This window comes from Pseudomonas sp. S34 (assembly GCF_009866745.1).
In the GTDB taxonomy this organism is placed as follows: Bacteria; Pseudomonadota; Gammaproteobacteria; order Pseudomonadales; family Pseudomonadaceae; genus Aquipseudomonas; species Aquipseudomonas jessenii.
On record NZ_CP019398.1, the window covers coordinates 4186705 to 4210014 of the forward strand.

22 protein-coding genes are annotated in these 23310 nt (G+C 62.4%); 8 read left to right on the top strand and 14 right to left on the bottom strand.

From position 1 onward, the window contains the following. Positions 1 to 53: 53 nt before the first annotated feature. From PspS34_RS18635 to PspS34_RS18690, 12 genes are all read right to left on the bottom strand, one after another. A complete protein-coding gene (locus tag PspS34_RS18635; RefSeq protein ID WP_154946676.1) occupies positions 54 to 563 on the bottom strand; it encodes a DUF1993 domain-containing protein in 510 nt (169 codons plus the stop codon). A 204-nt stretch (positions 564 to 767) separates the two neighbouring features. After that, positions 768 to 1643: an SDR family oxidoreductase gene (locus tag PspS34_RS18640; protein WP_154946675.1), complete on the bottom strand. Its 876-nt coding sequence runs from the start codon at positions 1641 to 1643 to the stop codon at positions 768 to 770. A gap of 162 nt (positions 1644 to 1805) precedes the next feature. Continuing rightward, the gene (locus tag PspS34_RS18645; RefSeq protein ID WP_057714080.1) at positions 1806 to 2954 is read right to left on the bottom strand and encodes an acetyl-CoA C-acetyltransferase; all 1149 of its coding nucleotides are present in this window, start codon (positions 2952 to 2954) and stop codon (positions 1806 to 1808) included. Positions 2955 to 3156: 202 nt separating this feature from the next. Further along, positions 3157 to 4212: an acyl-CoA dehydrogenase family protein gene (locus PspS34_RS18650; protein WP_154861390.1), complete on the bottom strand. Its 1056-nt coding sequence runs from the start codon at positions 4210 to 4212 to the stop codon at positions 3157 to 3159. A 10-nt stretch (positions 4213 to 4222) separates the two neighbouring features. Beyond that, positions 4223 to 5389: an acyl-CoA dehydrogenase family protein gene (locus PspS34_RS18655; RefSeq protein ID WP_154908879.1), complete on the bottom strand. Its 1167-nt coding sequence runs from the start codon at positions 5387 to 5389 to the stop codon at positions 4223 to 4225. A 10-nt stretch (positions 5390 to 5399) separates the two neighbouring features. After that, entirely contained in the window at positions 5400 to 6155 is a 756-nt protein-coding gene (locus tag PspS34_RS18660; RefSeq protein ID WP_057714077.1) for an enoyl-CoA hydratase family protein, read from the bottom strand. Between the two features lie 9 nt (positions 6156 to 6164). After that, a complete protein-coding gene (locus PspS34_RS18665; RefSeq protein WP_150812562.1) occupies positions 6165 to 7232 on the bottom strand; it encodes a nitronate monooxygenase in 1068 nt (355 codons plus the stop codon). A 2-nt stretch (positions 7233 to 7234) separates the two neighbouring features. Then, positions 7235 to 8107, bottom strand: coding sequence for an enoyl-CoA hydratase (locus PspS34_RS18670; protein WP_150812561.1), 873 nt, complete (start codon positions 8105 to 8107; stop codon positions 7235 to 7237). A 23-nt stretch (positions 8108 to 8130) separates the two neighbouring features. Beyond that, the gene (locus tag PspS34_RS18675; RefSeq protein ID WP_090456726.1) at positions 8131 to 8919 is read right to left on the bottom strand and encodes a ketoacid CoA transferase; all 789 of its coding nucleotides are present in this window, start codon (positions 8917 to 8919) and stop codon (positions 8131 to 8133) included. 12 nt (positions 8920 to 8931) lie between these two features. Continuing rightward, positions 8932 to 9813 carry a CoA-transferase gene (locus tag PspS34_RS18680; RefSeq protein WP_154946673.1) on the bottom strand — a complete coding sequence of 294 codons (882 nt, stop codon included), beginning with the start codon at positions 9811 to 9813 and terminating at the stop codon, positions 8932 to 8934. A gap of 11 nt (positions 9814 to 9824) precedes the next feature. Then, the gene (locus PspS34_RS18685; protein WP_057714072.1) at positions 9825 to 10721 is read right to left on the bottom strand and encodes a VOC family protein; all 897 of its coding nucleotides are present in this window, start codon (positions 10719 to 10721) and stop codon (positions 9825 to 9827) included. Between the two features lie 254 nt (positions 10722 to 10975). Beyond that, positions 10976 to 11335, bottom strand: a complete 360-nt coding sequence (locus PspS34_RS18690) for a DUF6124 family protein (RefSeq protein ID WP_154946672.1) — start codon at positions 11333 to 11335, stop codon at positions 10976 to 10978. 531 nt (positions 11336 to 11866) lie between these two features. Here PspS34_RS18690 and PspS34_RS28685 point away from each other — a divergent pair. Both PspS34_RS28685 and PspS34_RS18695 read left to right on the top strand, forming a co-directional pair. After that, positions 11867 to 12172, top strand: coding sequence for an IS3 family transposase (locus tag PspS34_RS28685; RefSeq protein WP_008047186.1), 306 nt, complete (start codon positions 11867 to 11869; stop codon positions 12170 to 12172). Next, complete coding sequence (locus tag PspS34_RS18695) at positions 12169 to 13005, top strand: IS3 family transposase (protein WP_223509062.1); 837 nt, start codon at positions 12169 to 12171, stop codon at positions 13003 to 13005. The genes PspS34_RS28685 and PspS34_RS18695 overlap by 4 nt, the downstream gene beginning before the upstream one ends. Positions 13006 to 13291: 286 nt before the next feature. Here PspS34_RS18695 and PspS34_RS18700 read toward each other — a convergent pair whose 3' ends face one another. Together PspS34_RS18700 and PspS34_RS18705 are read right to left on the bottom strand one after the other, a co-directional pair. After that, positions 13292 to 14413, bottom strand: coding sequence for an LLM class flavin-dependent oxidoreductase (locus tag PspS34_RS18700; RefSeq protein ID WP_090456732.1), 1122 nt, complete (start codon positions 14411 to 14413; stop codon positions 13292 to 13294). A gap of 138 nt (positions 14414 to 14551) precedes the next feature. Beyond that, complete coding sequence (locus PspS34_RS18705) at positions 14552 to 15736, bottom strand: flavin-dependent monooxygenase (RefSeq protein WP_154947783.1); 1185 nt, start codon at positions 15734 to 15736, stop codon at positions 14552 to 14554. A gap of 864 nt (positions 15737 to 16600) precedes the next feature. On the opposite strand from PspS34_RS18705, the gene PspS34_RS18710 reads away from it, so the two are divergent. The 6 genes from PspS34_RS18710 (at position 16601) to PspS34_RS18735 (ending at position 23281) form a co-directional block, all read left to right on the top strand. Then, complete coding sequence (locus PspS34_RS18710; protein ID WP_057714069.1) at positions 16601 to 17116, top strand: flavin reductase family protein; 516 nt, start codon at positions 16601 to 16603, stop codon at positions 17114 to 17116. 9 nt (positions 17117 to 17125) lie between these two features. Next, positions 17126 to 18805 (top strand): FAD-binding protein, encoded by a 1680-nt coding sequence (locus PspS34_RS18715; RefSeq protein ID WP_154947784.1) that lies wholly within the window; start codon positions 17126 to 17128, stop codon positions 18803 to 18805. Next, complete coding sequence (locus PspS34_RS18720; protein ID WP_150812555.1) at positions 18793 to 19548, top strand: glucose 1-dehydrogenase; 756 nt, start codon at positions 18793 to 18795, stop codon at positions 19546 to 19548. The genes PspS34_RS18715 and PspS34_RS18720 overlap by 13 nt, the downstream gene beginning before the upstream one ends. A gap of 13 nt (positions 19549 to 19561) precedes the next feature. Next, positions 19562 to 20644, top strand: coding sequence for a ferredoxin--NADP reductase (locus tag PspS34_RS18725; protein WP_154947785.1), 1083 nt, complete (start codon positions 19562 to 19564; stop codon positions 20642 to 20644). A gap of 237 nt (positions 20645 to 20881) precedes the next feature. Further along, a complete protein-coding gene (locus PspS34_RS18730) occupies positions 20882 to 21628 on the top strand; it encodes an SDR family oxidoreductase (protein ID WP_090456739.1) in 747 nt (248 codons plus the stop codon). A 72-nt stretch (positions 21629 to 21700) separates the two neighbouring features. Further along, the gene (locus tag PspS34_RS18735) at positions 21701 to 23281 is read left to right on the top strand and encodes a FadD3 family acyl-CoA ligase (RefSeq protein ID WP_154947786.1); all 1581 of its coding nucleotides are present in this window, start codon (positions 21701 to 21703) and stop codon (positions 23279 to 23281) included. Positions 23282 to 23310: the final 29 nt, after the last annotated feature.

A 23310-nucleotide genomic window follows, 5' to 3' on the forward strand; every position in this document is an offset into this window, starting at 1 on the left:
TGAAAAAGCCCCCGCAGCCAAAGGCTCCGGGGGCTTTTTTGTACCCGGACGGTTTAGAACGCGCCCATGTAGTCGCGCTTGCCCACTTCCACGCCGTTATGGCGCAGCAGTGCGTAAGTGGTGGTGACGTGGAAGAAGAACTGCGGCAGGCCGTAGGTCAGCAGGTAGGACTGGCCGCTGAAGCGCTTCTCTTTAGGCGTGCCCGGACGGGTCACGATCTCGATGCCTTCCTTGCCGTTGATCTGCTCCGGCTTGATCGAGCCGATGAAGGCCAGTGCCTTGGCAATCAACGCTTGCAGTTCGGTGAAGGTGGTTTCGCTGTCGTCGTACTTCGGCAGCTCGACTTCAGCCAGACGACCGGTAACACCCTTGCTGAAATCAACGGCGATCTGCACCTGACGCACCAGAGGGAACATGTCCGGGAACAGGCGCGCTTGCAGGAACGCGTTAGGGTCGATGTTTTTTTCGGTGGCGTGAGCCTCGGCCTTTTTCAGTACATCGCTCAGGGCGTTGAGCATTTGCTGGAAAACAGGCACGGAAGCGTCGTACAGGGAAATGGTCATGGCAGGTCTCGTATGGTGACTGGAGGGATCGCAGGTAACCTGTGGGAGCGAGCTTGCTCGCGATGGACGTGAACGATAACGCGTTCTGTCTGAATAAACGCGTAGCGCTGGAGTCCATCGCGAGCGAGCTCGCTCCTACAGGTGATCAGCGTTGGAACGTGGGCCGATTATAGCCATGCACACGCCTCCCGAGACCGGTCTTTTTCAGCTGCCGTAAACTTTGGCCGCAGGAACCGCCAGCGTCATCAGTTGAGCGACGGCATCGCCCATCTCGCCGACCGCCCAGCGGCCCTGGCGATCCAGTTGCGGACCACGGCGCCAGCCGTCGGCGATCGACAACTTGCCGCCCTCGACTTCGAACATCTGCCCGGTCACCTCGGCGGAAGCCTCGGAGCCGAGCCACACCACCAGCGGCGCGACGTTTTCCGGGGCGAAGTAGTCAAAGCCCTCTTCAGGCTTTTTCATGGTGTCGGCGAACACTTGCTCGGTCATCCCGGTGCGCGCGGCCGGCGCCAGGGCGTTGGCGGTGATCCCGTAGCGGCGCAGCTCAGCCGCCTGCACCAGCGTCAGCGAAGCAATGCCGCCCTTGGCCGCCGCGTAGTTGGACTGACCGATGGAGCCCTGCAAACCGGCGCCGGAGCTGGTGTTGATGATCCGCGCATCGACCTTTGCGCCGCCCTTGACCTGCTCACGCCAGTACTTCACGGCGTGGCTGGAAATGCAGAAGTGACCCTTCAGGTGCACCGCTACCACGGCGTCCCAGTCGGCTTCGCTGAGGCTGGCGAACATGCGATCGCGGCAGATGCCGGCGTTGTTGACCACCACGTTCAGGTCGCCGAACGTTTCGATGGCCTGGCGCACGATCAAGCCCGCCGAGTCATAGCGGGTGATGTCGTCGCTGTTGGCCACGGCACTGCCGCCCTGGCCGAGGATTTCGCCGACCACGGCCAACGCCGCTTCACGATTGATGTCGTTGACCACCACTTTTGCGCCTTCGGCGGCGAAGGCCATTGCGTAGGCACGGCCCAGACCACCGCCGGCACCGGTGATGATCACGACGCGGTTTTCACAGATTTTCATGTTGCTCATCCTTCAAATTCATCACGGGTCGACACAATTCCCTGTAGGAGCGAGCCCGCTCGCGATGGTCGTTAACGAATACGCGGGGTATCTGAATGCCCGCGTCGTTCTTGAGTCCATCGCGAGCAGGCTCGCTCCTACAGGATCGGTGTACATCCTGGTTTACAAGCGTTCGATGATCGTCACGTTGGCCTGACCGCCGCCTTCGCACATGGTCTGCATGCCGAATCGTCCGCCGCTGCGCTCCAGTTCATGCAGCAAGGTGCACATCAAGCGAGTGCCGGTGGCGCCCAGCGGATGGCCGAGGGCAATCGCGCCGCCATTGACGTTGGTCTGTTCGTGGGGGTAGCCAGTCTCTTTCAACCAGGCCATGGCCACCGAGGCGAAGGCTTCGTTGATCTCCACACGGTCAATGTCTTCGAGCTTCATGCCGGCGCGCTTGAGTGCGTAAGCGGTGGCCGGGATCGGCGCGGTGAGCATCCAGATCGGGTCTTCGGCGCGCACGCTCAGGTGATGGATGCGTGCCCGTGGCGTCAGGCCGTAACGCTTGAGCGCCGCCTCCGAGACGATCAGCATCGCACTGGCCGCGTCGCAGGTCTGGCTCGACACCGCGGCGGTGACCCGGTCACAGCCAAACAGGAATTCCAGCTCGGCCATTTTTTCCAGGCTGGTCTGGCGCGGGGTTTCGTCATGCAGCACACCGGCCAGCGGCACGATCTCGCGGTTGAAGCGGCCTTGCTCGATGGCCTGCAAGGCACGTCGATGGGACTCAAGCGAATAGGCTTCAAGTTGCGCCCGGGACAGGTCCCACTTTTCGGCGATCATCTGCGCCGAACGGAACTGCGTCGGTGGTTGCGCGCCATAGCGCCGCACCCAGCCTTCGGAACCGCTGAACGGATCGGTGAAGCCCAAGGGCTCGGCGGCGATCATCGCCGAGGAAATCGGGATCTGGGTCATGGTCTGCACGCCACCGGCGATGACCACGTCCTGAGTCCCGCTCATCACCGCCTGGGCGGCGAAGTGCACCGCTTGCTGGGACGAGCCGCACTGGCGATCGATGGTGGTGCCCGGCACCGATTGCGACAAGCCGGCCGCCAGCCAACTGGTGCGGGCGATGTCACCGGCCAGCGGGCCGATGGTGTCGACACAGCCGAAGATCACGTCGTCGTAATCCTCGTCGGGAATGGCATTGCGCTCGACCAGCGCGCGCAATACGTGGGCGCCCAGGTCGGCGGCGTGGATCTGGCTCAGACCACCCTTGCGCCGCCCGGTGGGCGTACGCAGGGCGTCGACTATGTAGGCTTCAGGCATGGTCTACCTCGGAATCAGTTGAAGTCAGGCACATTCGCCAATACCCGTCAGTAGGAGCGCCGCACTACCTGTGGGAGCGGGCTTGCTCGCGAAGGCGGCATGGCAGGCAACATCAATTTTGAATGTGCCGGCCTCTTCGCGAGCAAGCCCGCTCCCACAGGTTTCACGGCACCTTACTGACCGGTATCAGCCACAGTTGCCGTCAGAAAGTACTGCCAGCACCCAGCGCGGTTTCGCCGCCAAACAAAGCCGCACGAATCCGCTCTTTGTGATGGCCGCGATCGCCCCAGACCTTGTCCAGCGCCCAGGCGCGCTTCATGAACAGATGCAAATCGACTTCCCAGGTGTACCCCATGGCGCCGTGGGCCTGGATGGTGTTCTTCGCCGCAAGCATGGCCGCTTCCGCCGTTGCCAGTTTGGCGTGGGAGACGAATACGTCCTGATCTGCCTGCTGCTCTGCGACCGCATAGGCGGCGCGATACAGTGGGCCTTTAGCGAACTCGATCTGCACCGCGACGTTAGCCATCAGATGCTTGACCGCCTGGAACGACCCCACCGGTTTGCCGAACTGCTTGCGCTCGAAGGTGTAGTCCACCGCCAGGTCGACCATGCGCTTGGCCAGCCCGAGCAACTGCGCGGCACTGGCGAGGGCGCCACGGTTGAAGGCAGCGGCCCACAAACGCCGGCCTTGCTCGCCACTGGCGACGCAGGTAGCGGGCGTTGGCGTCCACTCGACCTGGTACAACTGACGGCTCGGGTCGACCGACTCGTTGCGGGTCAGGCGCACGGCATCACGCTCCAGCGCATGCACTTCATCGCCATGGGCCAGCAACAGCAGATCGGCGACATGGGCATCGCTGACCAGCGGGTTGCCCGGCTCGGAAACCGCGAGACGTGCACGGCCCTCGGCCACTCGCGACAGCCATTTTTGTTTGAGCGGGGCGTGTTGCTCATCCAGGGCGGCGAGCAACGGCACGCCGACCAGCATGGTGTCCACCAGCGGCTCAGGCAGACCGGCGTAACCGCATTCCTGGGCAATCAGCACGAAGTCCAGCTCATTCATGCCCATGCCGTCCTGTGCCTCGGGCACGGTCAGGGCGGTCAGGCCCAGTTCCACCAATTGCGCCCAGAGTTGCTCACTGCGCCCGCTGTCGCTCTGCCACAGTTCGCGAATGCGTTCCGGGGTGACTTCGTTGATCAGAAAGCTGCGGACGTTGTCCTGAAACAGCAGTTGGTCGCGGCTGAAACTAAAGTCCATGGTCTATTCCTCAGGCACGCGGCATGCCGAGCATGCGTTCGGCAATGATGTTGCGCTGGATCTCGTTGGTGCCGGCGTAGATCGGCCCGGCCTGGGCAAACAGGAAACCTTCCAGCCAATGGCCGACGTCACCGGCGGCAGGGGCATGCGGCAGCAGTTCGCCACGCAAACCGAGAATGCTCATGGCGGTGTCGTGCATGCGCTGGTCGAGTTCGGACCAGAAGATCTTGTTGGTCGACGATTCCGGCCCGATCTTGCCGCCCTGCACCAGCTGCGAGGCGGTCATGTAGGTGCCCAGGGTGTAGGCCTCGGCATCGAGCCAGGCGCGCATCACGGCCTCGCCGATGGCCGGGTCGCGGTCGGCCTGCTCGCGGTTGGCCAGGTACAACTGCACCAGGCGCTTGGCGGTTTCCTGGAAACGCGCAGGCGAGCGCAGCAACAAACCGCGCTCGAAACCTGCGGTGGACATCGCCACGTGCCAGCCCATGCCTTCGCCACCGAGGGCGTTCTCCACCGGCACCTTGACGTCGTCGAAGAAAATTTCGGCAAAACCCGGCAAACCGTTGAGCTGCGGAATCGGTCGCACGGTGATCCCCGGCGTGTTCAGCGGCAGCAGGATGAACGTCAGGCCGTGATGGCGCTGAGACTGCGGGTCGGTGCGGAAAATACCGAACGCCCAGTCAGCCCACACCGCACGGGTCGACCAGGTTTTCTGGCCGTTGATCACGTAGTGGTCGCCCACCCGCTCAGCCTTGGAGCGGATCGCCGCCATGTCGGAACCGGCGCCCGGCTCGGACCAGGCCTGGGCCCAGATTTCTTCACCGGTGGCCATGCGCGGCAGGAATCGCGCTTTCTGCTCTTCGCTGCCGTACTCCATCAGGGTCGGGCCGAGCAGGAAGATGCCGTTCTGGTTGACCCGTGCCGGCGCCCCGGAACGGTAGTATTCCTCTTCGAAAATCAGCCACTCGATCAGGTCGCAACCACGGCCGCCGAGTTCGGTCGGCCAGGTGACCATGCCCCATCGGCCTTCGTTGAGTTTTGCTTCCCAGGCACGGTGCTCGGCAAAACCTTGCTCGGTGTCGAACGATTGCAGCGGTTCACTCGGTACATTGGCCGCCAGCCAGGTCCGCGCATCAAAGCGAAAGGCCTGCTGGGCCGGGGTATAGGTCAGGTCCATGGATATGCCTTCAGCCGTTGAATCGGGCATCGCGTTTCTCGACGAACGAGTCGCGTGCTTCCTGAGAGTCCAGTGAGCGGTAGGCTTCGAGGGTGAAGCCCTGCTCCCAGCGGTATTTGTCTTCCAGATTGCCGTCTTCGATGCCGCTCAGCGCTTCCTTGGCCAGGCTGATCATGCCCGGGCTCTTGGCGGCGATGGTGCGGGCGATCTGCAACGCGGCTTCGCGCAAGTCTTCGCGCTTGACCACCCGCTCCACCGCGCCCAGGCGGTAAGCTTCGGCGGCGTCGATGGCCTCGCCGGTGAAGTACATGTGGCGGACTTTCTGCACCGGGAACAACCGCTGCAAATGCGCACCGCCGCCCATGGCCCCGCGATCCACTTCCGGCACGCCGAAGGTGGCGCACTCGGACGCGACGATGATGTCGGCGGCGCCGCAGATACCGATGCCGCCACCGAGCACGAAGCCGTGCACGGCGACGATCACCGGTTTCGGATTGCGGTGGATCGCCTTGAAGCTGTCGTAGTTGCCCTTGTTCACCGCGACGATCAGGTTGCCGTCGGCGGCCAGTTCCTTGATGTCGACCCCGGCGCAGAAGCCGCGCCCTTCGGCCCGGATCAGGATCACCCGCACCTCGGCATTGCGCCCCAGGCTTTCGATTTCGCTGGCGATGTCGGCCCAGCCCTGGCAGTTGAAGGCGTTGACCGGTGGCCGGTTGAAGACCAGTTCGGCGATGCCGTTATCGATACTCACGCTAAATGGTTTCATGCTTTCCCCTTACGACACACGGCGGCACAGCTCGCCCAGGCGCACTTCGGCGTCGCGGACGATCTGTTCAATCAATTGGGCGCAGCTGGGCAAGCTGTCGATGGATGCGGCGATCTGTCCGGCGGGCAAAACGCCCGCGGCCGGTTGCCCGTCGACCATGGCTTTCTGGATCACCATCGGCGCGTTGGCGGCCATGATGCTTTGCGCGGCGGTCAGCTCCCCGCTGCCGCGCATCTTCAGCGCGCTGGTCAGCAGTTGCATCAGGCTCATGCCGGTGTGGCGGCGGTAGGCCAGGCCACTCTGCAATGCCAGCAACAAGCGCTTGAGGCCACCGCTGTTTTCCAGTTGGTTGAGCAATTCGTTGCGGATCATCCGTTGCGGCATGCCGTCGATGGCGCGGCTGATGATGATCGCCGCCGGGTCCTTGACCGCCAGGTAACGCGCCAGGGTCGCTTGCGGCACCGGGCTGTCGGCGCACATCAGGAAACGCGTGCCCATGGCGATGCCCTCGGCGCCGTAGGCCAGGGCAGAAACCAGGCCCCTGCCGTCCTTGAAACCGCCGGCCGCCACCACGGGCACCGACACCGCATTGACCACTTGATCCAGCAGCATCGAGGTCGGCACGGAGCCGGTATGCCCACCGCCCTCGCCGCCTTGCACGGTCACCGCATCGGCGCCCATTTCCACGGCTTTCTGCGCATGCTTGAGCGCGCCGACGGTGGGAATGCACACCACGCCGGCGTCCTTCAGGCGGCTGATCATTTGCTTGCCCGGTGAACGGCTGTAGCTCACCGCCCGGACTTTATGGCGCAACACCAGCTCGACGATCTCGCCGGCATTGGCCTGGTACATGTGGAAGTTCACCCCGAACGGCTGATCGGTCAGGCGCCGGGTTTCGATGATCGCCGCTTCCATCTGCTGCGGTTCGATGGTCGCCCCGGCCAGGAAACCGAAACCACCGGCATTGCCCGTGGCCGCCACCAGTTTCGGGTCGGCGACCCAGCCCATGGCGGTCTGGATGATCGGATAACGGCAACCGAGCAGTTCGGTCAATCGGGTATTCAACGAGATCGCCATGCTCACGCCTCGCCCGTTTTGCGTTGGGAACTGGCCATGGCCTTGGCGTCGTAGCCACCGAGGCGGTCACCGGACACCAGTTCGTTGTGGGCATGGGCGAAGTGATGCAGGCCGAACACCATGTCCATGGTCGCGCGCTTGCCCATCAGGTCTTCGGCGTTGTTCACCGCCTGCTTGCTCAGTTGCAGACCCAGGCGCGGCATCTGTGCGATGCGCCCGGCGATGTCGAGGGTCTGCTGTTCCAACTCGTCGCGAGGGACCACCCGATTGAGCATGCCCATCTGATAGGCACGCGGTGCCGGCATGCGCTCGCCGAGGAACAAAAATTCCTTGGCGATGCGTGAATTCAATTCGTGCACGTGGGCGAAATACTCGACCCCGGGAATGCCCATGCGCACCACCGGATCGGCGAAGTAAGCATCCTCGCTGGCCACGATCAGGTCGCAGACCCAGGCCAGCATCAACCCACCGGCAATGCACGCGCCCTGGACCATGGCGATGGTCGGCTTGGGCATCTCGCGCCAACGGCGGCACATGCCCAGATAGACTTCCTGCTCACGGGCATACAAAAACTCGCCGCCCGGTTTGTTCACATGGTCGTACCACAGGCTGGCGCGGTCGAACGTCTTGTCGACGTCGCGGCCCGGGGTGCCGATGTCATGCCCGGCGGAGAAATGCTTGCCGGCGCCACGCAACACAATGACCTTCACTTCATCGTCATCGCAGGCCCGGCGAAACGCCGCGTCCAGCGCATAGGTCATCTGCGAGTTCTGCGCGTTGTGGAACTCGGGGCGGTTCATGGTGACCAGGGCCACCGCGCCACGCACCTCGTATAGCACCACCTCGGCCTGATTGTTATCGTTATGTTCAGCCATCACTTTTCTCCGCAACGCGTTGCTCAGCGTTGGCCTGGCGGGTTGTCTTTGAGTTGCAGGGCGCGCAGGTTGTGCGGGTCCAGACGCTGGATCAGCTGCAACTGCTCGGCCGTCGGCGCGGCAGTGGTCAGGCAATCGTCCGGCACATGCAACTCGAAGCCGGTGTTGTCCTGGACTTGCGCCGCCGTCACGCCGGGGTGCAGCGAACGGATGCGCATCTGCCGTTGCGGGCCCTGGAAATCCAGCACGCAGAGGTCGGTGATGATCAGGCGGATGTCGATGTCGTTCATCGACCAGCCCCGTGCCAGTCGGGCCGGGTTGTAGCCGACCGAGGCGACCATATCGACCTCGCCTTCGACGAATACCCGGCGGTTGTGGCTCGGCACGCAAAACGAGTTGGCGTGGCTGATCGAGTTGCCGGGGAAACCGCGTACACCGAGCATCTGAGCCTTGGGTTTGGCGTAGTCGCCGATGCAGGAAATGTTGGCCTGACCGTAACGGTCGATCTGGGTCGGGCCGACCAGCGCATGGCGCTTGCCGCCCCAGACGTTGTCGAAAATCCGCGAGAAACCCATCCAGCTGTCGCGCTTGGGTTCATAGCCTTTGCGCGCGCCCAACGGCACCGGCTCGGCAACCATGTAGGCTTCGGAGTCGGTCATCAGCAGTTGCGGGTTGCTGGTCAGCATGGCCAGCGAAGCGGCCAGACGCGGAATCACGCCGATGCCGGAGGCCAATACTTCGCCGTCTTCGCGCCAGGCTTCGGAGGCCGCGCAGATCATCAACTCGGCGAGGCTGTAATCAGTAGTGCTCATCGGAAGGTTCCCTTAGAAAATCGGCAACGGCAGTTCACGGATCGCAGCCAGGCCGCCGACCTTTTCCAGATACTGTTCGTGGGTGCAGTCGACGTAGTCGCGGACATAGCCCTGCCAGCCATCGGCCGCCTGGACCGTGGCGTTGTAGGCCTTGAAGTGCGCGACGTCGAAACCGTACAGCGGCGCGCACGAAGACGGATGCGCCCCGCCCGGCACATGGGCCACGGCGGTGGTCAGGTTGCGTTCCCAGAACACTTGATGCGCGTGGGCGCTGTCGTGATGGAAATACTCGCTGTCGACCAGTTCATCGCAGGTCACGTAGCTGTGGGTCGCGGCCCGCACAAACAGGTCGTCCATGTAGTGATCCGGACCGCTGATCTGACACACCCCGCGTTTATCGGCACGGTCGACGTGCACCAGCGCCGCGTCGAGCTTGAGCGCCGGCATCGCCACCCAGTCCTTGCCATCGGCATAGGGCGAGGCGATCAACTTGATCTGGCGGTTGTGGCGCAACACATCGGTGCCCAGGCCCACCGCCGTCGGAATGAACGGCACATTCATCGCCGCCGCGCGCAGACCGAGCAGCAGCATGCCTTCGTCGATCTCCATCACTTCCAGCGCCGCTTCCTGGCGCGCCTTGCGGAAGTACGGTTCCAGCGGAATAAAGTCCAGGGAAACGAAGGCGAACACCAGTTTCTTGATCTTGCCGGCCGCGCAGAGCATGCCGACATCGGCACCGCCGTAGGCAACCACGGTCAGGTCCTTGAGGTCCGAGCGCAGGATCTCTCGCACCAGCGCCATCGGCTTGCGCCGCGGGCCCCAGCCACCGATACCGATGGTCATGCCGTCACGCAGTTGGCCGACGATCTCGGCGGTGGTCATTTGCTTGTCCATCGTCATGTTCCTCATTGGCGACCGACACTGAAGTCGTGGCCCCAGTGGCTGACCACGGTGCTTTCGAACGGCGTGTGGCGGTCCCAGTCGACCACCAGGCCATCGCAGCCGTATTCCAGGTCAAACCCGGACGGGGTCTTGATATAGAAAGAAATCATCTGGTCGTTGGTGTGCTGACCGAGGGTGGCCGACAGCTTCACGCCATTGGCGTGGACGCGGTCCAGGGCGCGGCCGACTTCGTCTAGCGCGTTGACCTCGACCATCATGTGCACGCAGCCGTGGGGCATCGGGCACTCGAAAATCGCCAGCGAGTGGTGGCGGCCGTTGTTGCAGTGCAGGAAGTGAATACGCTTTTGCGGCTCGGCCGGGTCCGGGGTGAAGCGGACTTTCATCAGGTCCGACAGGCCGAAACCCAGCACCTGCTCGTAGAAGTCGCGGCAGCGCTCGAAGGCAGGTGCCGGCAGCACTACGTGACCCATGCCCAGTTCGTTGGTAACGAACCCTTTGACGCCCACCGGCGAGACGAAACGGGCGAAGTCCTGCAACGGGCCCCAGAAGATTTCGTGACGGTTGCCATCCGGGTCGCTGAAGTGCACCAGCTCCTGGACCTTGCGCAGCTCGGCCTCGGCCGCGGTGCCACGGGTCACTTGCACGTCGGCCTGTTGCAACTCGCTGACCGCCTGTTCCAGCGCCGCCTTTCCGGCCACTTCCCAGCCGCAGGCGCCGAAGCCGTTCTCGACGTTCTTCTGCACCAGGATGCGGTAGTGGCGCTCGTCCATCTTCAGGTACAGGTGCGCGTCGTCATCAGAGCCGATGACCATCATGCCCAGCACCTGGCTTGCGTAGTGGCGCCATTGCGCCAGGTCGCTGGATAACAGGGTGACGTAACCCAGACCACGGATATCCATGGATGCACTCCTCGTTTTTCTCAGGCGGTGCCGCCCTTCGGCGACTGCCGGGGGAGACTTTATGTAGGGCCTATTCAAACGGGTTCGGGGAGGGGCAACATCGTCCAATGGGACTAGCGGAATTGATGAGGTACGCACATCAAAACTGTGGGAGCGGGCTTGCTCGCGAAGGCGGTGTGTCAAGCAACATGAATGTTGAATGTGCCGGCCTCTTCGCGAGCAAGCCCGCTCCCACAGGGGGGGGTGTTGCGGGTTTATGCAGCTGGTTCGATTTGATCGAGCACGCGATTCGCGGTGATTTCGGCGAGCATTACGCTATTGGAAATACCCAGCAGTGCATTACGGTCACCGCCCTCCAGATGATCCACCAGTTGATGCACCATCACATCCACCGAGGCCAACGTCTCGACGAGATAGACCACCAGGGTTTCGGTCGTAGCGTCAGGGTCGACGGTAAACAGTGTGCTGATTGTTCGAGGAGTGGCTTTGATGTCGGCTGTCGAGGGGAAGTGGTAAGCGAGGGCAGGCTCGGCGGCCTCGTTGAGTTTTTTGGAATCGGGCTCGTACGGGGATGCCGGATTGGTGTCCGGCGGGTTTGGCGTTACCTTGAACATTCACGACTCTCCAATAATTTGGAGCCGTCACCGACTTGCGACTAAACGAGAGGTGGCAGCTGTACGCAGGTTAGTCGACCGGGGAGAATCGAAACCGGCGCGCCCAAAGGCGCCCTGCGCACAGCTACCATAAAGTGCAGGTATGAAATGACCTGACTGTCTGGATGCAGATGCGCTTCGATTGACCACGGGCGACTAAACCCGATCACTGATGGGCAGTGACGCGGATCAAGTTACCGAGGGGGTCCAAAGCGCACAAGCCGGCGGATTCTGGCGTACCTGTAGGCAACGACGCAAGGCGGTGTAGCTTTCATCAAGTAACACTGACAGCCGTTAAACAAGTCCGGTTTAAAGGCCGAATCGGTGATGGGAACAATCACAAAACCTGTGGGAGCGGGCTTGCTCGCGAAGGCGGTGTGTCAGGCAACATGAATGGTGAATGTGCCGGCCTCTTCGCGAGCAAGCCTGAACTGGCCTAATAATTCCGGACACCTCTTAAGGGCGATATGATTTCGCCAACTTGGAGGTTCCATGAACGAAAGAAAGGTCTATACCCGCGAGTTCAAGCTGCATGCTGCCAGCATGGTGCTTGATGATAACTGCCCGGTTCCAGACGTTTGTGCATCGCTGGATATCGGGCCCACCGCTTTACGGCGCTGGGTCGATCAGGTTCGCAAGGAGCGCGAGGGGCAGCCAGTTAAAGGCACTAAGGCGATTACCGAAGATCAACGCCAGATCCAGGAACTGAAGGCCAAGATCAAGCGCATGGAAATGGAAGCCGAGATCTTAAAAAAGGCTACCGCTCTCTTGATGTCGGATCCCGATCGTTTTCGATGATTGCGGAACTAAGAGAGTCGTTCCCGACTGCCATTGTGTGTCGTGTTTTCGATGTGAAGCGCAGCAGCTTTTATGAGTGGCTTCAGCGGCGAGCCAAACCGCGGATCAGACGCGAAGAACTCAAGCTGAAAGTGGTTGAACTGCACAGCGAAAGCCGGGAAGCCATGGGTTCCAGAATGATCAGCAAGAACCTGAAGTCCCAAAACATCGCGATCGGAAGAGGCCTTGTCAGAACGCTAATGAGGGAGGCCAACATTGTCAGTAAACAACGCCAGCCTCACCCATTCAGATCCAAAGGTGTTGAAGCATTTGTCGTGCCCAATCGGCTCAAACGCAATTTTAAGCCGGCTGCAGTCGATCAGGTCTGGTGTGGCGACGTGACCAGCTTGATGGTGGGTGAGCGCTGGGTTCATCTGGCCATCGTGATCGATTTGTTTGCTCGCCGCGTCATTGGCTGGGCGTTTTCGCTGGTCAATGACGCCAACTTGGTCAGCAAGGCGCTACGCATGGCAATAGAGGTTCGAATGTGTCCTCCGGGACTGATGTTCCATTCGGATCAGGGCTGTCAGTACACCAGCCGCAAGTTTCAGGAAGAACTGAAGCGTCGAGACATATTGCAAAGCATGAGTCATCGCGGGCAGTGTTGGGACAACGCTCCAACAGAGCGATTTTTTGGCACGCTGAAATCAGAATGGGTGCCTCGTAGTGGCTACAGCAAGATCGAGGAAGCAAAAACCGATATGGTGCGCTTCTTCATGTACTACAACCGCACGAGGCTCCACAGCTACAACAACTATCTGTCGCCAATAGCCATGGAGCAAAAGGCGGCATAAGCACCGTAACCGGTGTCCGGGATTACTTGACCGGTTCAGCCCGCTCCCACAAGGGATTGGTGCAGGCATAAAAAAACGGGCCTTGGGGACCCGTTGGAAAGTTGGCCGGACGTCCATGTCAGGCCTGAAAAAATGAAGCACTGGGGCATGACACTGAACCTGTGGGAGCGGGCTTGCTCGCGAAGGCGGTGTGTCAGGCAACATAAATGTTGAATGTGCCGACCTCTTCGCGAGCAAGCCCGCTCCCACAGGGGTTGTGCGGTGTTCATGCCTTATGTGGCAGGACTCAGCCCTTGCGGAAATGCGGAATCACCTTCTCGCCAATGTTCTTCAAGGTCTCCAGCTGCGCCCACTGCGGCACGGTGCCCATCTGGCAGATGAACAGGATTTCGTCGGCGCCGGCATCGATCAGGCGCTGCACGTAGCCGATGCAATCCTCGACGGTGCCGTACGCGTGGTTCGGGTTCATCATGGCCATGGTCGGGTCGGAGAAGTCGACACTGACTTCTTCAGAAGCGAAGCGCGACTTGATCACGCTCTGGCCATTGCCATCGACGAAGGTGTCGTCCTTCCACTTCTCCGGATCCGGACGCTCGCCACCGCCGTACCAGTAGCCCAACGACTCCATGAAGTAACGCTGGCCACGGATACCGATGCGGCGCGCCTCTGCGTTGTCGTCCAGCACGATGGCCGGGCACAGCGCGGCAATGTGACGGTTAGGACGGAAGCCCACTTGCTTCTTTTCATCGCGGTTGTCGTAGGCCGTGTGATACACCTCAACCTTCTTGGCGATTTCTTCCGGACCACCGAAACCCAGCACCAGCGCGCCCATGCCGCGACCGCCGGCATTCTTCAGCGACTCGGTGTTGGTGCACGCCAGGTACATTGGCGGGTGCGGATCCTGATACGGCTTTGGATGGATCGGACGCTTGGGGATCTGCACGAAGTCGCCGTTGTGCTCGATCTCGTCCTGCACGAACATTTTCGGGATCAGGTACATCATCTCGTCGATCTGCGGCTGCAAGGTCGCCAGGTCGTAGCCGAAGGTGCCGGCTTCCTGCTGGGTACCGCCCTTGCCCACGCCAAAGTGCACACGCCCCTTGGACAGCAGGTCGAGGGTGGCGATGCGCTCGGCGACCTTGACCGGGTGGTTCATCGCCGGAGGCAGGCAGACCACACCGTGGCCGATACCGATGCGCTCGGTTTTACCGGCCACGAAAGCCAGCATGGTTTCCGGCGCGGACATGTGCGAGTAGTTGCTCAGCGCCGTGTGTTCCACGCACCAGAAAGTGTCAAAACCCAGCTTGTCGGCCAGCACGGCCTGCTCGACGGTGTCTTCGAAAATCTTGCGGTCACCTTCGCGGCTGGAGTCCACCGTCTGGGCTTCGTAAATCAGGGAAAATTTCATGGTTGATCCTTGTGCTTATTTGGATGCGCAGTCGGCGCCGTAGACCTTCGCCTTACCGCCAATGCTCGGGCATCGGCGGGGCGCTCGAATCACGCAAACGGACTAGCCCGATTCATAGAAAAGAGCTGTACGCCAGCGTCAGAGGAAAAAGTCGCTGCTGTCCTGCCCCATGCTGACCCCGCCGAGGTTCCAGGCGTACTTGGCCGGGCTGTTGGCGACGTGGGCGCGACCGGTGTGAATATCACGGAACGCTCGGTTGATCGGGTGGCTGCGGAAGATCGTCGAAGCACCGCTGTTGAACATCAGGTCACCAGCGGCCTTGGCGCACTTGTCGGCCACCAGCGCCGAGTCGTAACGCATCTTCACCCGCTCGGGCATGCTCAACGGCTCACCCTTCTGCGCGCGCTCCAGCATCAGGGCGAAGTTGCGATACAGCACGGTCTTGCACTCATCGACGCAGACCATGGCGTTGGCCAGCGCCGATTGCGCGGCCGGGTCCTGGACCATCTTGCGACCGTCATTGACCCCGACCCGGGCGCGGTTGTGCTCGACAAACTGATCCACCGCGCCTTGCAGGGCACCGATGGCCGAGGACGAAACCGCACGCACGAAAATCTGACCGAATGGCAGGCGGAACAACGGCGCGGTGTTGACCGCATTGCCCGGACTGTTCTGCATGAAACCGTCGAGGGCGCGATGGGTGCGGTACTCGGGAACGAAGGCGTTCTCCACCAGAATGTCGTGGGAGCCGGTAGCTTCCAGGCCCATGACGTTCCAGTTGTCGAGAATCTGGTAATCGCTGCGCGGCACCAGGAACGTCCGGTAATCCGGCGCCCCGCCCGCCTCCTCCGGCGGCACCAGCGCACCGAGGAACGCCCACTCGCAATGCTTGCTGCCGGAGGAAAAGCCCCAGCGACCGCTCAATTTGAAACCACCCTCGACCCGCTCGACCTTGCCCACCGGCATATAGGAAGAGGAGATCAGCACGCTGGAATCACTGCCCCAGACATCCTGCGCGGCGCGGTCGTCAAACAGCGCCAGTTGCCAGTTGTGGATCGCCACCACCCCCAGTACCCAGGCCGAGGACATGCAGCCTTCGGCAAGGGTCATCTGTACGTCGAAGAAATCCTTGGGCTCCAGCTCATAGCCTTCCCAACGGGACGGTTGCAGGATGCGAAAGAACCCGGCGTCCTGGAAATCCTTCAGGGTTTCTTCCGGCAACTGGCCTGCTTGCGCGGCATTCAGGGCACGTTCACGCAGGATCGGCACCAACTCGCGGGCACGTTGGCTCAGACGCTGGCGAATCAGGTCTTGGTTGAGCATTTTTATTGTTCTCCTTTGTTCACCCCATCCGCCGGGGCGCGCGTGCAACGGGGCGGATGTAGCGCCCCTACACTGGCATTCAAACAATGCGCAACGCAGGGGACATCCCTCAAACGGACCATGTGGGATTGGGGAACAGTTTTTTGGAGGTGAATCTGAAAGAGGTGTGTTGCCTGACACAAAGCCATCGCGAGCAAGCTCGCTCCCACATTGAGTCTCCGGTTTTACTCGGGACTTGTGGCCACTGAAGATCCCTGTAGGAGCGAGCTTGCTCGCGAAAAACGCCAGGACAACGCGGGCATTCAGGCAGCACGCGTTATCGTTGACGTCCATCGCGAGCAAGCTCGCTCCCACAGAAGAGCAGAGCAAAAGCAGGGCCGCGTCGCCCCACGCTCTTCACCACTCATCAGGCCGAGCGTTAGCTCGCCTGCAGCTTTTGATCTTGATCCACCCGCCCCCTCGGAAGGCTGAGCGGAGGTGTTCATCCGGGGATTGGCGCGCAGCGCCGTTCGACGCAGTCGAACACATTGCATGTAGGTGCAGCGGAGCAAACCGGAGGGCGATGCCCCCGGATGAATGCCGGAGCGAAGGAACCCCGAGCCTCAGCGAGGGGGCGTACGTAAGGGGCGAGACTTTTTGGTTCCTTTTGGCTGGGCCGGCACTCCGGGCGTTTGACAAAAGGGACTCGCCGTAAGGGCGAAACCGCCAGCCGCCGTTACCGCAGAAACGGATATGTACTCAATCAACCAAGAGCCTGGTCGGCCCAGAGGCCGCCAAGGCCTAGTCCCCTCGGACGATGCTCCAGACAAGAGCCAGAGCAAGAATCCATCGCACCCAACCCCCAACAAAAAAAGGCCCAGTGCGATGAACGACGTCAATCTCAAAGCCGACATGCTCCAGGCCATGCGCCGCCTGGCCAAGTCAGTCACCATTATCAGCACCAGCAACGGCACCGAACGCTTCGCCATGGCCGCCACGGCCGTCGACTCGCTGAGCACCGAGCCACCCTCGCTGCTGATCTGCGTCAACAAGACCGCCTCGCCCCACGCCGCACTGGCGACCGGCGCCGACTTCTGCGTCAACATCCTCGGCGTCGAACAACAGGACCTGGCCAACCTGTGCAGCGGCGCGATCAAGGGCGAGGCGCGCTTCGACCGTGGCAACTGGCTGACCAGCCCCGGCGGCATTCCTTACCTGGGTGACGCACAGTCGGCGATCCTCTGCCGTCAGGACGGCCACTTCAGTTACGGCACCCACACCGTGTTCATCGGACGCATCCTGCAGATCCACACCACCGCCGAAATCACCCCGCTGGTCTACCTCGACGGCAGCTACACCACCACCGCCAAACCCGCACCCTCTCTCGCTGCTGCTGGCTGAGGCCCGAACATGGACAGCCTGAACGGGTTGACGGCGTTGCGAGTGAACAGCGCCGACCAGTTGCCATGGGATGACCGTTGCGACTTGCTGATCGTCGGGTTTGGGGGTGCCGGCGCCTGTGCCGCCATCGAAGCCAGCACTCGCGGCCTGTCAGTGCTCGCACTGGATCGCTTCGAAGGCGGCGGCGCCACGGCGCTCAGTGGTGGCGTGGTGTACGCCGGTGGTGGCACGCCGTATCAGCGTCAGGCCGGCTATGAAGACACCAGCGAAGCCATGTTCAATTACCTGCGTCAGGAAGTCGGCGAAGCCGTCAGCCACGCGACATTGCGCAATTTCTGCGACGGCAGCCGCGAACAACTGGCCTGGCTGGAGCGACAGGGCGCGGCGTTCGAAGCCAGCGTGCCGCCGCATAAAACCTCGTACCCGAGTGACCAGTACTACCTCTATTACTCCGGCAACGAAGCCGTGCCGGCCTATGCCGCCAGCGCCAAACCGGCACCTCGTGGTCACCGCACCAAAGGTCCGGGCATGTCCGGCGCCAGCCTGTTCGCCCCGCTCAAGGCCAGCGCCTTGCGTCACGGTGCGCGCCTGCGCAGCCAGTGCGAAGTGCGGCGACTGGTGCTCGACCTCGACGACAAGGTCATCGGCGTCGAAGCCTGGCAGTTGCCTTCCGGCAGTCGCGCAGCCCGACAACATGCGCGTCTGTCGCGCTGGGCCGCCGCCATTCATATGTACGCCCCCGCATTGGCTGACCGCTTGCGCGCCCGTCAGCGTCGCATCGAGCAGACCAGCGCCATTCGGCAATTGATTCGCGCCGAACAGGCGGTGCTATTGAGCAGCGGCGGTTTTATCTTCAATCGCGACCTGGTGCGCCAACACGCGCCGCAGTACCTGGCCGGGTTGCCCCTGGGCGCCACCGGGTGCAATGGCAGCGGCATCGCCCTGGGCCAGAGCGCCGGTGGCAGCGTGGCACGGATGGACAAGATCAGCGCTTGGCGCTTCATCAATCCGCCACTGGCCTGGGCCCGCGGGCTGATCGTCAATGCCCGCGGACAGCGTTACGCCAACGAAGAAATCTACGGCGCGACCCTCGGCCACGCCATGGTCGAACAACAAGACGGTCGCGCGATCCTGGTGCTCAACCGTGAGCTGATGCGCGAAGCGTTGCGTCAGGTGGGCCCGGGCAAGGTGTGGAATTTCCAGCGCCTGCCGGTGCTGCTCAATCTGCTGTTCAACGCCAAGCGCAGCAACACCCTCGCCGGATTGGCCAAGCGCTGCAACCTGCCGCCCGAACTGCTGCACCAGAGCGTCGAACGCTATTCCCGCGCGGCACGGGGTGAGGTCGCCGACGAGTTCGGCAAATCCGCCGCGATGCTTGCCAACCTCGACCAAGGCCCTTGGTACGCCCTCGACCTGTCCTTCGACAGCAAACTCTTCCCCTGCCCGGTCATAACCCTGGGCGGGCTGAAGGTCTGCGAGGACAGCGGTCGGGTTCTGGACCACGCCGGCCAGCCAATAAACGGTCTCTACAGCGCCGGCCGCAATGCGGTCGGGGTCGCTTCCAACCTGTATGTCTCCGGCCTGTCCCTGGCCGACTGCATTTACTCCGGTCGCCGGGCTGCCGCCCACGTGGCCGACCAATTCGCACTTCAAACCGCACGATCAGGAGAACAACAATGCAACGTGTAGAAGGCAAAGTCTGCATCATCACCGGCGCCGCCAGCGGCATCGGTCGCGAAGACGCCCTGCTGCTGGCCCGCGAAGGCGCCAAAGTAGTACTGACCGACCTCAACGAAGAGGCTGGTCGCCAGGTGGCTGCAGAAATCGGCGCCAACGCGCTGTTCATACGCCACGACATCGCCAGCGAAAGCGATTGGCAACAGGTGATCAAGACCACCGTCGAACACTTCGGCCGTCTCGACGTACTGGTCAACAACGCCGCGATCCTGGCCCTGGGCAGCATCGAAGACACCACGCTGGAGCTGTGGCAGAAGGTGCAGAAGATCAACGGCGAAGGCTACTTCCTCGGCTGCAAGTACGCGATCCAGGCGATGAAGGAAACCGGCGGCGGGTCGATCATCAACATGTCGTCGGTGGCCGCGTTGGGCGCGATGCCGATGTTCTGCGCTTATTCGGCGTCCAAAGGCGCGGTGGCGGCGATGACCCGTTCGATTGCCCTGCACTGCAAGCAGCAGGGTTACCGCATCCGCTGCAACAGCGTGCACCCCGATGGCGTGAACACACCGATGACCCAGGCCCTGGCCGGTGGTCAGCCAATCCCGCAGGAAGCGCTGGACCAGGACCCGATGAACCGCATGGCCGCGCCACGGGACATTGCCAACGTGGTGCTGTTCCTGGCCACCGACGAGTCGCGATTCGTCAACGGTGCCGAGATCCGCGTCGACAACGCCCAACTGATCAGCGGGCTCTGAGGTCGAGGTGAACATGGGCACGCAACAACAGAACCTGACCCCGGCCGAACACACGACGGCAAGCGTTTCATTGCAAGTGTGCGCGGTGATCGACGAGACCCTGGATGCGCGCTCGCTGGTGCTGGACGTACCGCCAACCCTGCGTGAGCGCTTTCGCTACAAACCGGGCCAGTTCCTGAGTTTTCGCGTGCCCTTGGCCGGCAAACTGTTGACCCGCTGCTACTCCATGGCCAGCTCGCCCCTCGCGGACGCGCTGCCCAAGGTCACGGTGAAACGGGTCGACGGTGGCCGGGTGTCGAACTGGATGAACGAAGTGCAGGTCGGCGACTGGCTGGAAGTGCTGCCACCGGCCGGGCATTTCTGCCTGGACCCGCAGGCGGACACTGAAAAGCCCCTGGTCTTGTTCGGGGGCGGCTCGGGCATCACCCCGGTGTTCTCCATTCTCAAATCGGTGCTGCACAGCAGTCGGCGACCGATCAAGTTGATCTACGCCAACCGCGATGAGGCGTCGGTGATTTTCAAGGACGAGCTGTGCCAGTTGATCAAGGCGCATCCTGATCAACTGCACGTGGTGCACGTCCTCGATTCGGTGCAGGGTTTTTTGACGGACCATCAGGTCCGTCATCTGCTGCGCGGATCGGCCGGCGGCGACTACTTCATCTGTGGGCCTGGACCGTTCATGGACACCGTGGAGCGCACGCTGCTGGCAGTGGGCGAAGCGGCCGAGCGGATCCATGTCGAACGCTTCGTCTCGCCGCCGGACCCCGATGAACTGCTGGCCGAAGAGGCCGTGGCACGGGCTGCGGCCATGGATTCGCAATGCGAAGCACTGATCGTCGAGCTCGATGGTCGGCAACACGAAATTGCCTGCAAACCCGGCGACACCCTGCTGCAAAGTTGCAAGGCCGCCGGCCTGGATGTGCCGTCGTCCTGTGAAGAAGGTTTTTGCGGGGCCTGTATGTGCGTGGTCCAGGAAGGCCAGACCCAACTGGCCCGCAACGACGTGCTGACCCCCAAGGAGCTCGCCGACGGCTGGACGCTGGCCTGCCAGAGCCGACCGACCGGTGCCCGCGTGCGCCTTAAATTCCCGGATTGAGGTTACGCTCCTACGGGGGAATGCGGTCAATTGTGGGAGCGGGCTTGCTCGCGAAGGCGGTGTGTCAGACAACGATGATGTCAAGTTTGCCGCCCCCTTCGCGAACAAGCCCGCTCCCACAGTTGAATTGTGCACGCCGGGGGATCTGTTGCTTAGTCTCAACGGACGATCACTCGGGCCCGGTCTGCGGTTAGACTCGACCACAGCATTAGCCCACAACAATAAAGAGGTGCAGTTATGGCTCGTTTGCAGAATAAGGTCGCGGTGGTCACCGGCGGCGCTTCGGGTATCGGTCTGGCCTGCGTGCGCCGTTTCTCGGCCGAAGGCGCGCAAGTGATTGGGCTGGACATCGGCAGCGCACCGGCAGACTTTCCCGGCCTGTTCATGACCCTGGACGTGCGCGACGAAGCGCAGGTACAGCAGGTCATGCAAGAAGTCATCAGCCGCTTCGGGCGCATCGACGTACTGGTCAACGCCGCCGGCGTCGCCGACCAGGGCAGTGTGACCCAGACCACCACCGCCAACTGGCAACGGGTGATGGACATCAACCTGACCGGTAGCATGCTCACCAGCAAATACGCACTGGCGTCGATGGTTGAACAACGCAATGGCTCGATCATCAACGTCGGTTCGATCTTCGGCCTGCAAGGCTGCGACGGCAACGTGGCCTATAACGTGTCCAAGGGCGGCATCAACCAGCTGACCCGCTCGATGGCCATCGACTACGGCTACGCCAACATTCGCGTCAACGGTCTGTGCCCCGGCCTGATCGAAACGCCGATGACCAGCATGGTCCGTGACAATGACGCCTTCCACGCCTTCTTCGCCTCGCAGCACATGCTCAGCCGCTCCGGACAACCGGAAGAAGTGGCCAACGTTGCGCTGTTCCTGGCGTCCGACGAAGCCTCCTTTGTCAGCGGCCAGATGATCGCCGTGGACGGTGGTTTCTCCGCCGGTCGCCGTTTCGCCCCGCCCGCCCAGTAATTCGCAATCCGGCCGGGCGCCCTGCCCGGCCTACTCCCTTTTTCGTTCTTGTCTTCTAACCGGGGAGGCCCCATGCCGCCTGTCGCCACCGCACTGACCATCGCTCAACTGTTCGCCAACGCGGCCCAGGCCTACGGCGACCGCCCGGCCATCGAGGACGCGGGCCACATCATCAGCTACCGACAACTGGACCAACTGCGCCGCCAGGCTGCCCGCGCACTGCTGGCCCTCGACGTACAGATCGGGGACCGCGTGGCGATCTGGGCGCCGAACGTGTGGGAGTGGATCGTTGCGGCTGGCGCCCTGCAAAGTGTCGGTGCCGCCCTGGTGCCGCTCAATACCCGGATGAAGGGCAGCGAGGCCGGCTACATCCTGCGCGAAAGCGGCGCCTGCGTACTGTTTGCCATCGGCGAATTCCTCGGCACGGACTACCCCGGCATGCTGACATCGGAAGACCTGCCAGCCCTGCGCCACATCGTCAGCGTGCGTGGTGCCAATTCGGGCACCCTGGCCTGGGAGCGGTTTATGGATCTGGCGGCCGATGTGCCGCAACTGGCCCTGCGCACCCGCGAACAGAGCGTTGGTCCGCAGGCCTTGTCCGACGTGTTGTTCACCTCGGGCACCACTGGTAAACCCAAAGGCGTGATGACCAGCCACGGCCAGAACCTGCGAATCGTGCGCGACTGGAGCGATATCGTCGGTTTGCGCGAGAGCGATCGCTACCTGATCGTCAATCCGTTCTTCCACTCCTTCGGCTACAAGGCCGGCTGGCTGGCAGCGCTGATGCGTGGCTGCACCCTCCTGCCGCAGCAGGTGTTCGACGTGCAGGCCGTGCTCGAATGCGTGCAGCGCGAACGCATCACCGTGTTGCCCGGGCCACCGACGCTGTATCAGTCGTTGCTTGCCCATCCGCAACGCAACGAATTCGACCTGAGCTCCTTGCGCGTTGCGGTGACCGGGGCGGCAGCGATTCCGGTGGAGATGATCCACCGCATGCGCGACGAACTGGGCTTTGCCACCATCGTCACCGCGTATGGCCTGACGGAAGTCTGTGGGTTCGCCACGATCTGCCGGTCCGGCGACTCGGCGGAACTGGTCGCCAACACCAGTGGCCGGGCGATGCCGGGGGTGCAAGTGCGCTGTGTCGGTAGCAGCGGTCGCAGCCAGCCGGCCAACATTCCCGGTGAAGTGCAGATTCGCGGCTACAACCTGATGCAGGGCTATCTCAACAACCCCGAAGCCAGCCAGGAAATTCTCGACGCCGACGGCTGGCTGCACACCGGCGACATCGGCATGCTCGACGAACAGGGTTACCTGCGCATCACCGACCGCCTCAAGGACATGTTCATCACCGGTGGCTTCAATGTGTACCCGGCGGAGATCGAACAGTGTTTGCTGACCTATCCGGGCGTGGCCCAGGCAGCGGTGATCGGGATTCCCGACGAACGCTTGGGTGAAGTGGCGATGGCGTTTCTGCTGCCTGCTCCAGGTATGGAAATCGAGCAGACCCGATTCCTCGCCTGGTGCCGTGAGCAGATGGCCAACTACAAGGTTCCGCGTCGGGTGCAGGTGCTGGAGAAGATGCCGATCAATGCGGCGGGGAAAGTGACCAAGAATGTGTTGCGCGAGTGGGCGCTGCAGCCAGTCGACTAAACACAATCCCTGTAGGAGCGAGCCTGCTC

Coding starts and splice junctions, on each gene's coding strand:
- PspS34_RS18635 (WP_154946676.1), bottom strand. CDS start 563: ATGACCATTTCCCTGTACGACGCTTCCGTGCCTGTTTTCCAGCAAATG.
- PspS34_RS18640 (WP_154946675.1), bottom strand. CDS start 1,643: ATGAAAATCTGTGAAAACCGCGTCGTGATCATCACCGGTGCCGGCGGT.
- PspS34_RS18645 (WP_057714080.1), bottom strand. CDS start 2,954: ATGCCTGAAGCCTACATAGTCGACGCCCTGCGTACGCCCACCGGGCGG.
- PspS34_RS18650 (WP_154861390.1), bottom strand. CDS start 4,212: ATGGACTTTAGTTTCAGCCGCGACCAACTGCTGTTTCAGGACAACGTC.
- PspS34_RS18655 (WP_154908879.1), bottom strand. CDS start 5,389: ATGGACCTGACCTATACCCCGGCCCAGCAGGCCTTTCGCTTTGATGCG.
- PspS34_RS18660 (WP_057714077.1), bottom strand. CDS start 6,155: ATGAAACCATTTAGCGTGAGTATCGATAACGGCATCGCCGAACTGGTC.
- PspS34_RS18665 (WP_150812562.1), bottom strand. CDS start 7,232: ATGGCGATCTCGTTGAATACCCGATTGACCGAACTGCTCGGTTGCCGT.
- PspS34_RS18670 (WP_150812561.1), bottom strand. CDS start 8,107: ATGGCTGAACATAACGATAACAATCAGGCCGAGGTGGTGCTATACGAG.
- PspS34_RS18675 (WP_090456726.1), bottom strand. CDS start 8,919: ATGAGCACTACTGATTACAGCCTCGCCGAGTTGATGATCTGCGCGGCC.
- PspS34_RS18680 (WP_154946673.1), bottom strand. CDS start 9,813: ATGGACAAGCAAATGACCACCGCCGAGATCGTCGGCCAACTGCGTGAC.
- PspS34_RS18685 (WP_057714072.1), bottom strand. CDS start 10,721: ATGGATATCCGTGGTCTGGGTTACGTCACCCTGTTATCCAGCGACCTG.
- PspS34_RS18690 (WP_154946672.1), bottom strand. CDS start 11,335: ATGTTCAAGGTAACGCCAAACCCGCCGGACACCAATCCGGCATCCCCG.
- PspS34_RS28685 (WP_008047186.1), top strand. CDS start 11,867: ATGAACGAAAGAAAGGTCTATACCCGCGAGTTCAAGCTGCATGCTGCC.
- PspS34_RS18695 (WP_223509062.1), top strand. CDS start 12,169: ATGATTGCGGAACTAAGAGAGTCGTTCCCGACTGCCATTGTGTGTCGT.
- PspS34_RS18700 (WP_090456732.1), bottom strand. CDS start 14,413: ATGAAATTTTCCCTGATTTACGAAGCCCAGACGGTGGACTCCAGCCGC.
- PspS34_RS18705 (WP_154947783.1), bottom strand. CDS start 15,736: ATGCTCAACCAAGACCTGATTCGCCAGCGTCTGAGCCAACGTGCCCGC.
- PspS34_RS18710 (WP_057714069.1), top strand. CDS start 16,601: ATGAACGACGTCAATCTCAAAGCCGACATGCTCCAGGCCATGCGCCGC.
- PspS34_RS18715 (WP_154947784.1), top strand. CDS start 17,126: ATGGACAGCCTGAACGGGTTGACGGCGTTGCGAGTGAACAGCGCCGAC.
- PspS34_RS18720 (WP_150812555.1), top strand. CDS start 18,793: ATGCAACGTGTAGAAGGCAAAGTCTGCATCATCACCGGCGCCGCCAGC.
- PspS34_RS18725 (WP_154947785.1), top strand. CDS start 19,562: ATGGGCACGCAACAACAGAACCTGACCCCGGCCGAACACACGACGGCA.
- PspS34_RS18730 (WP_090456739.1), top strand. CDS start 20,882: ATGGCTCGTTTGCAGAATAAGGTCGCGGTGGTCACCGGCGGCGCTTCG.
- PspS34_RS18735 (WP_154947786.1), top strand. CDS start 21,701: ATGCCGCCTGTCGCCACCGCACTGACCATCGCTCAACTGTTCGCCAAC.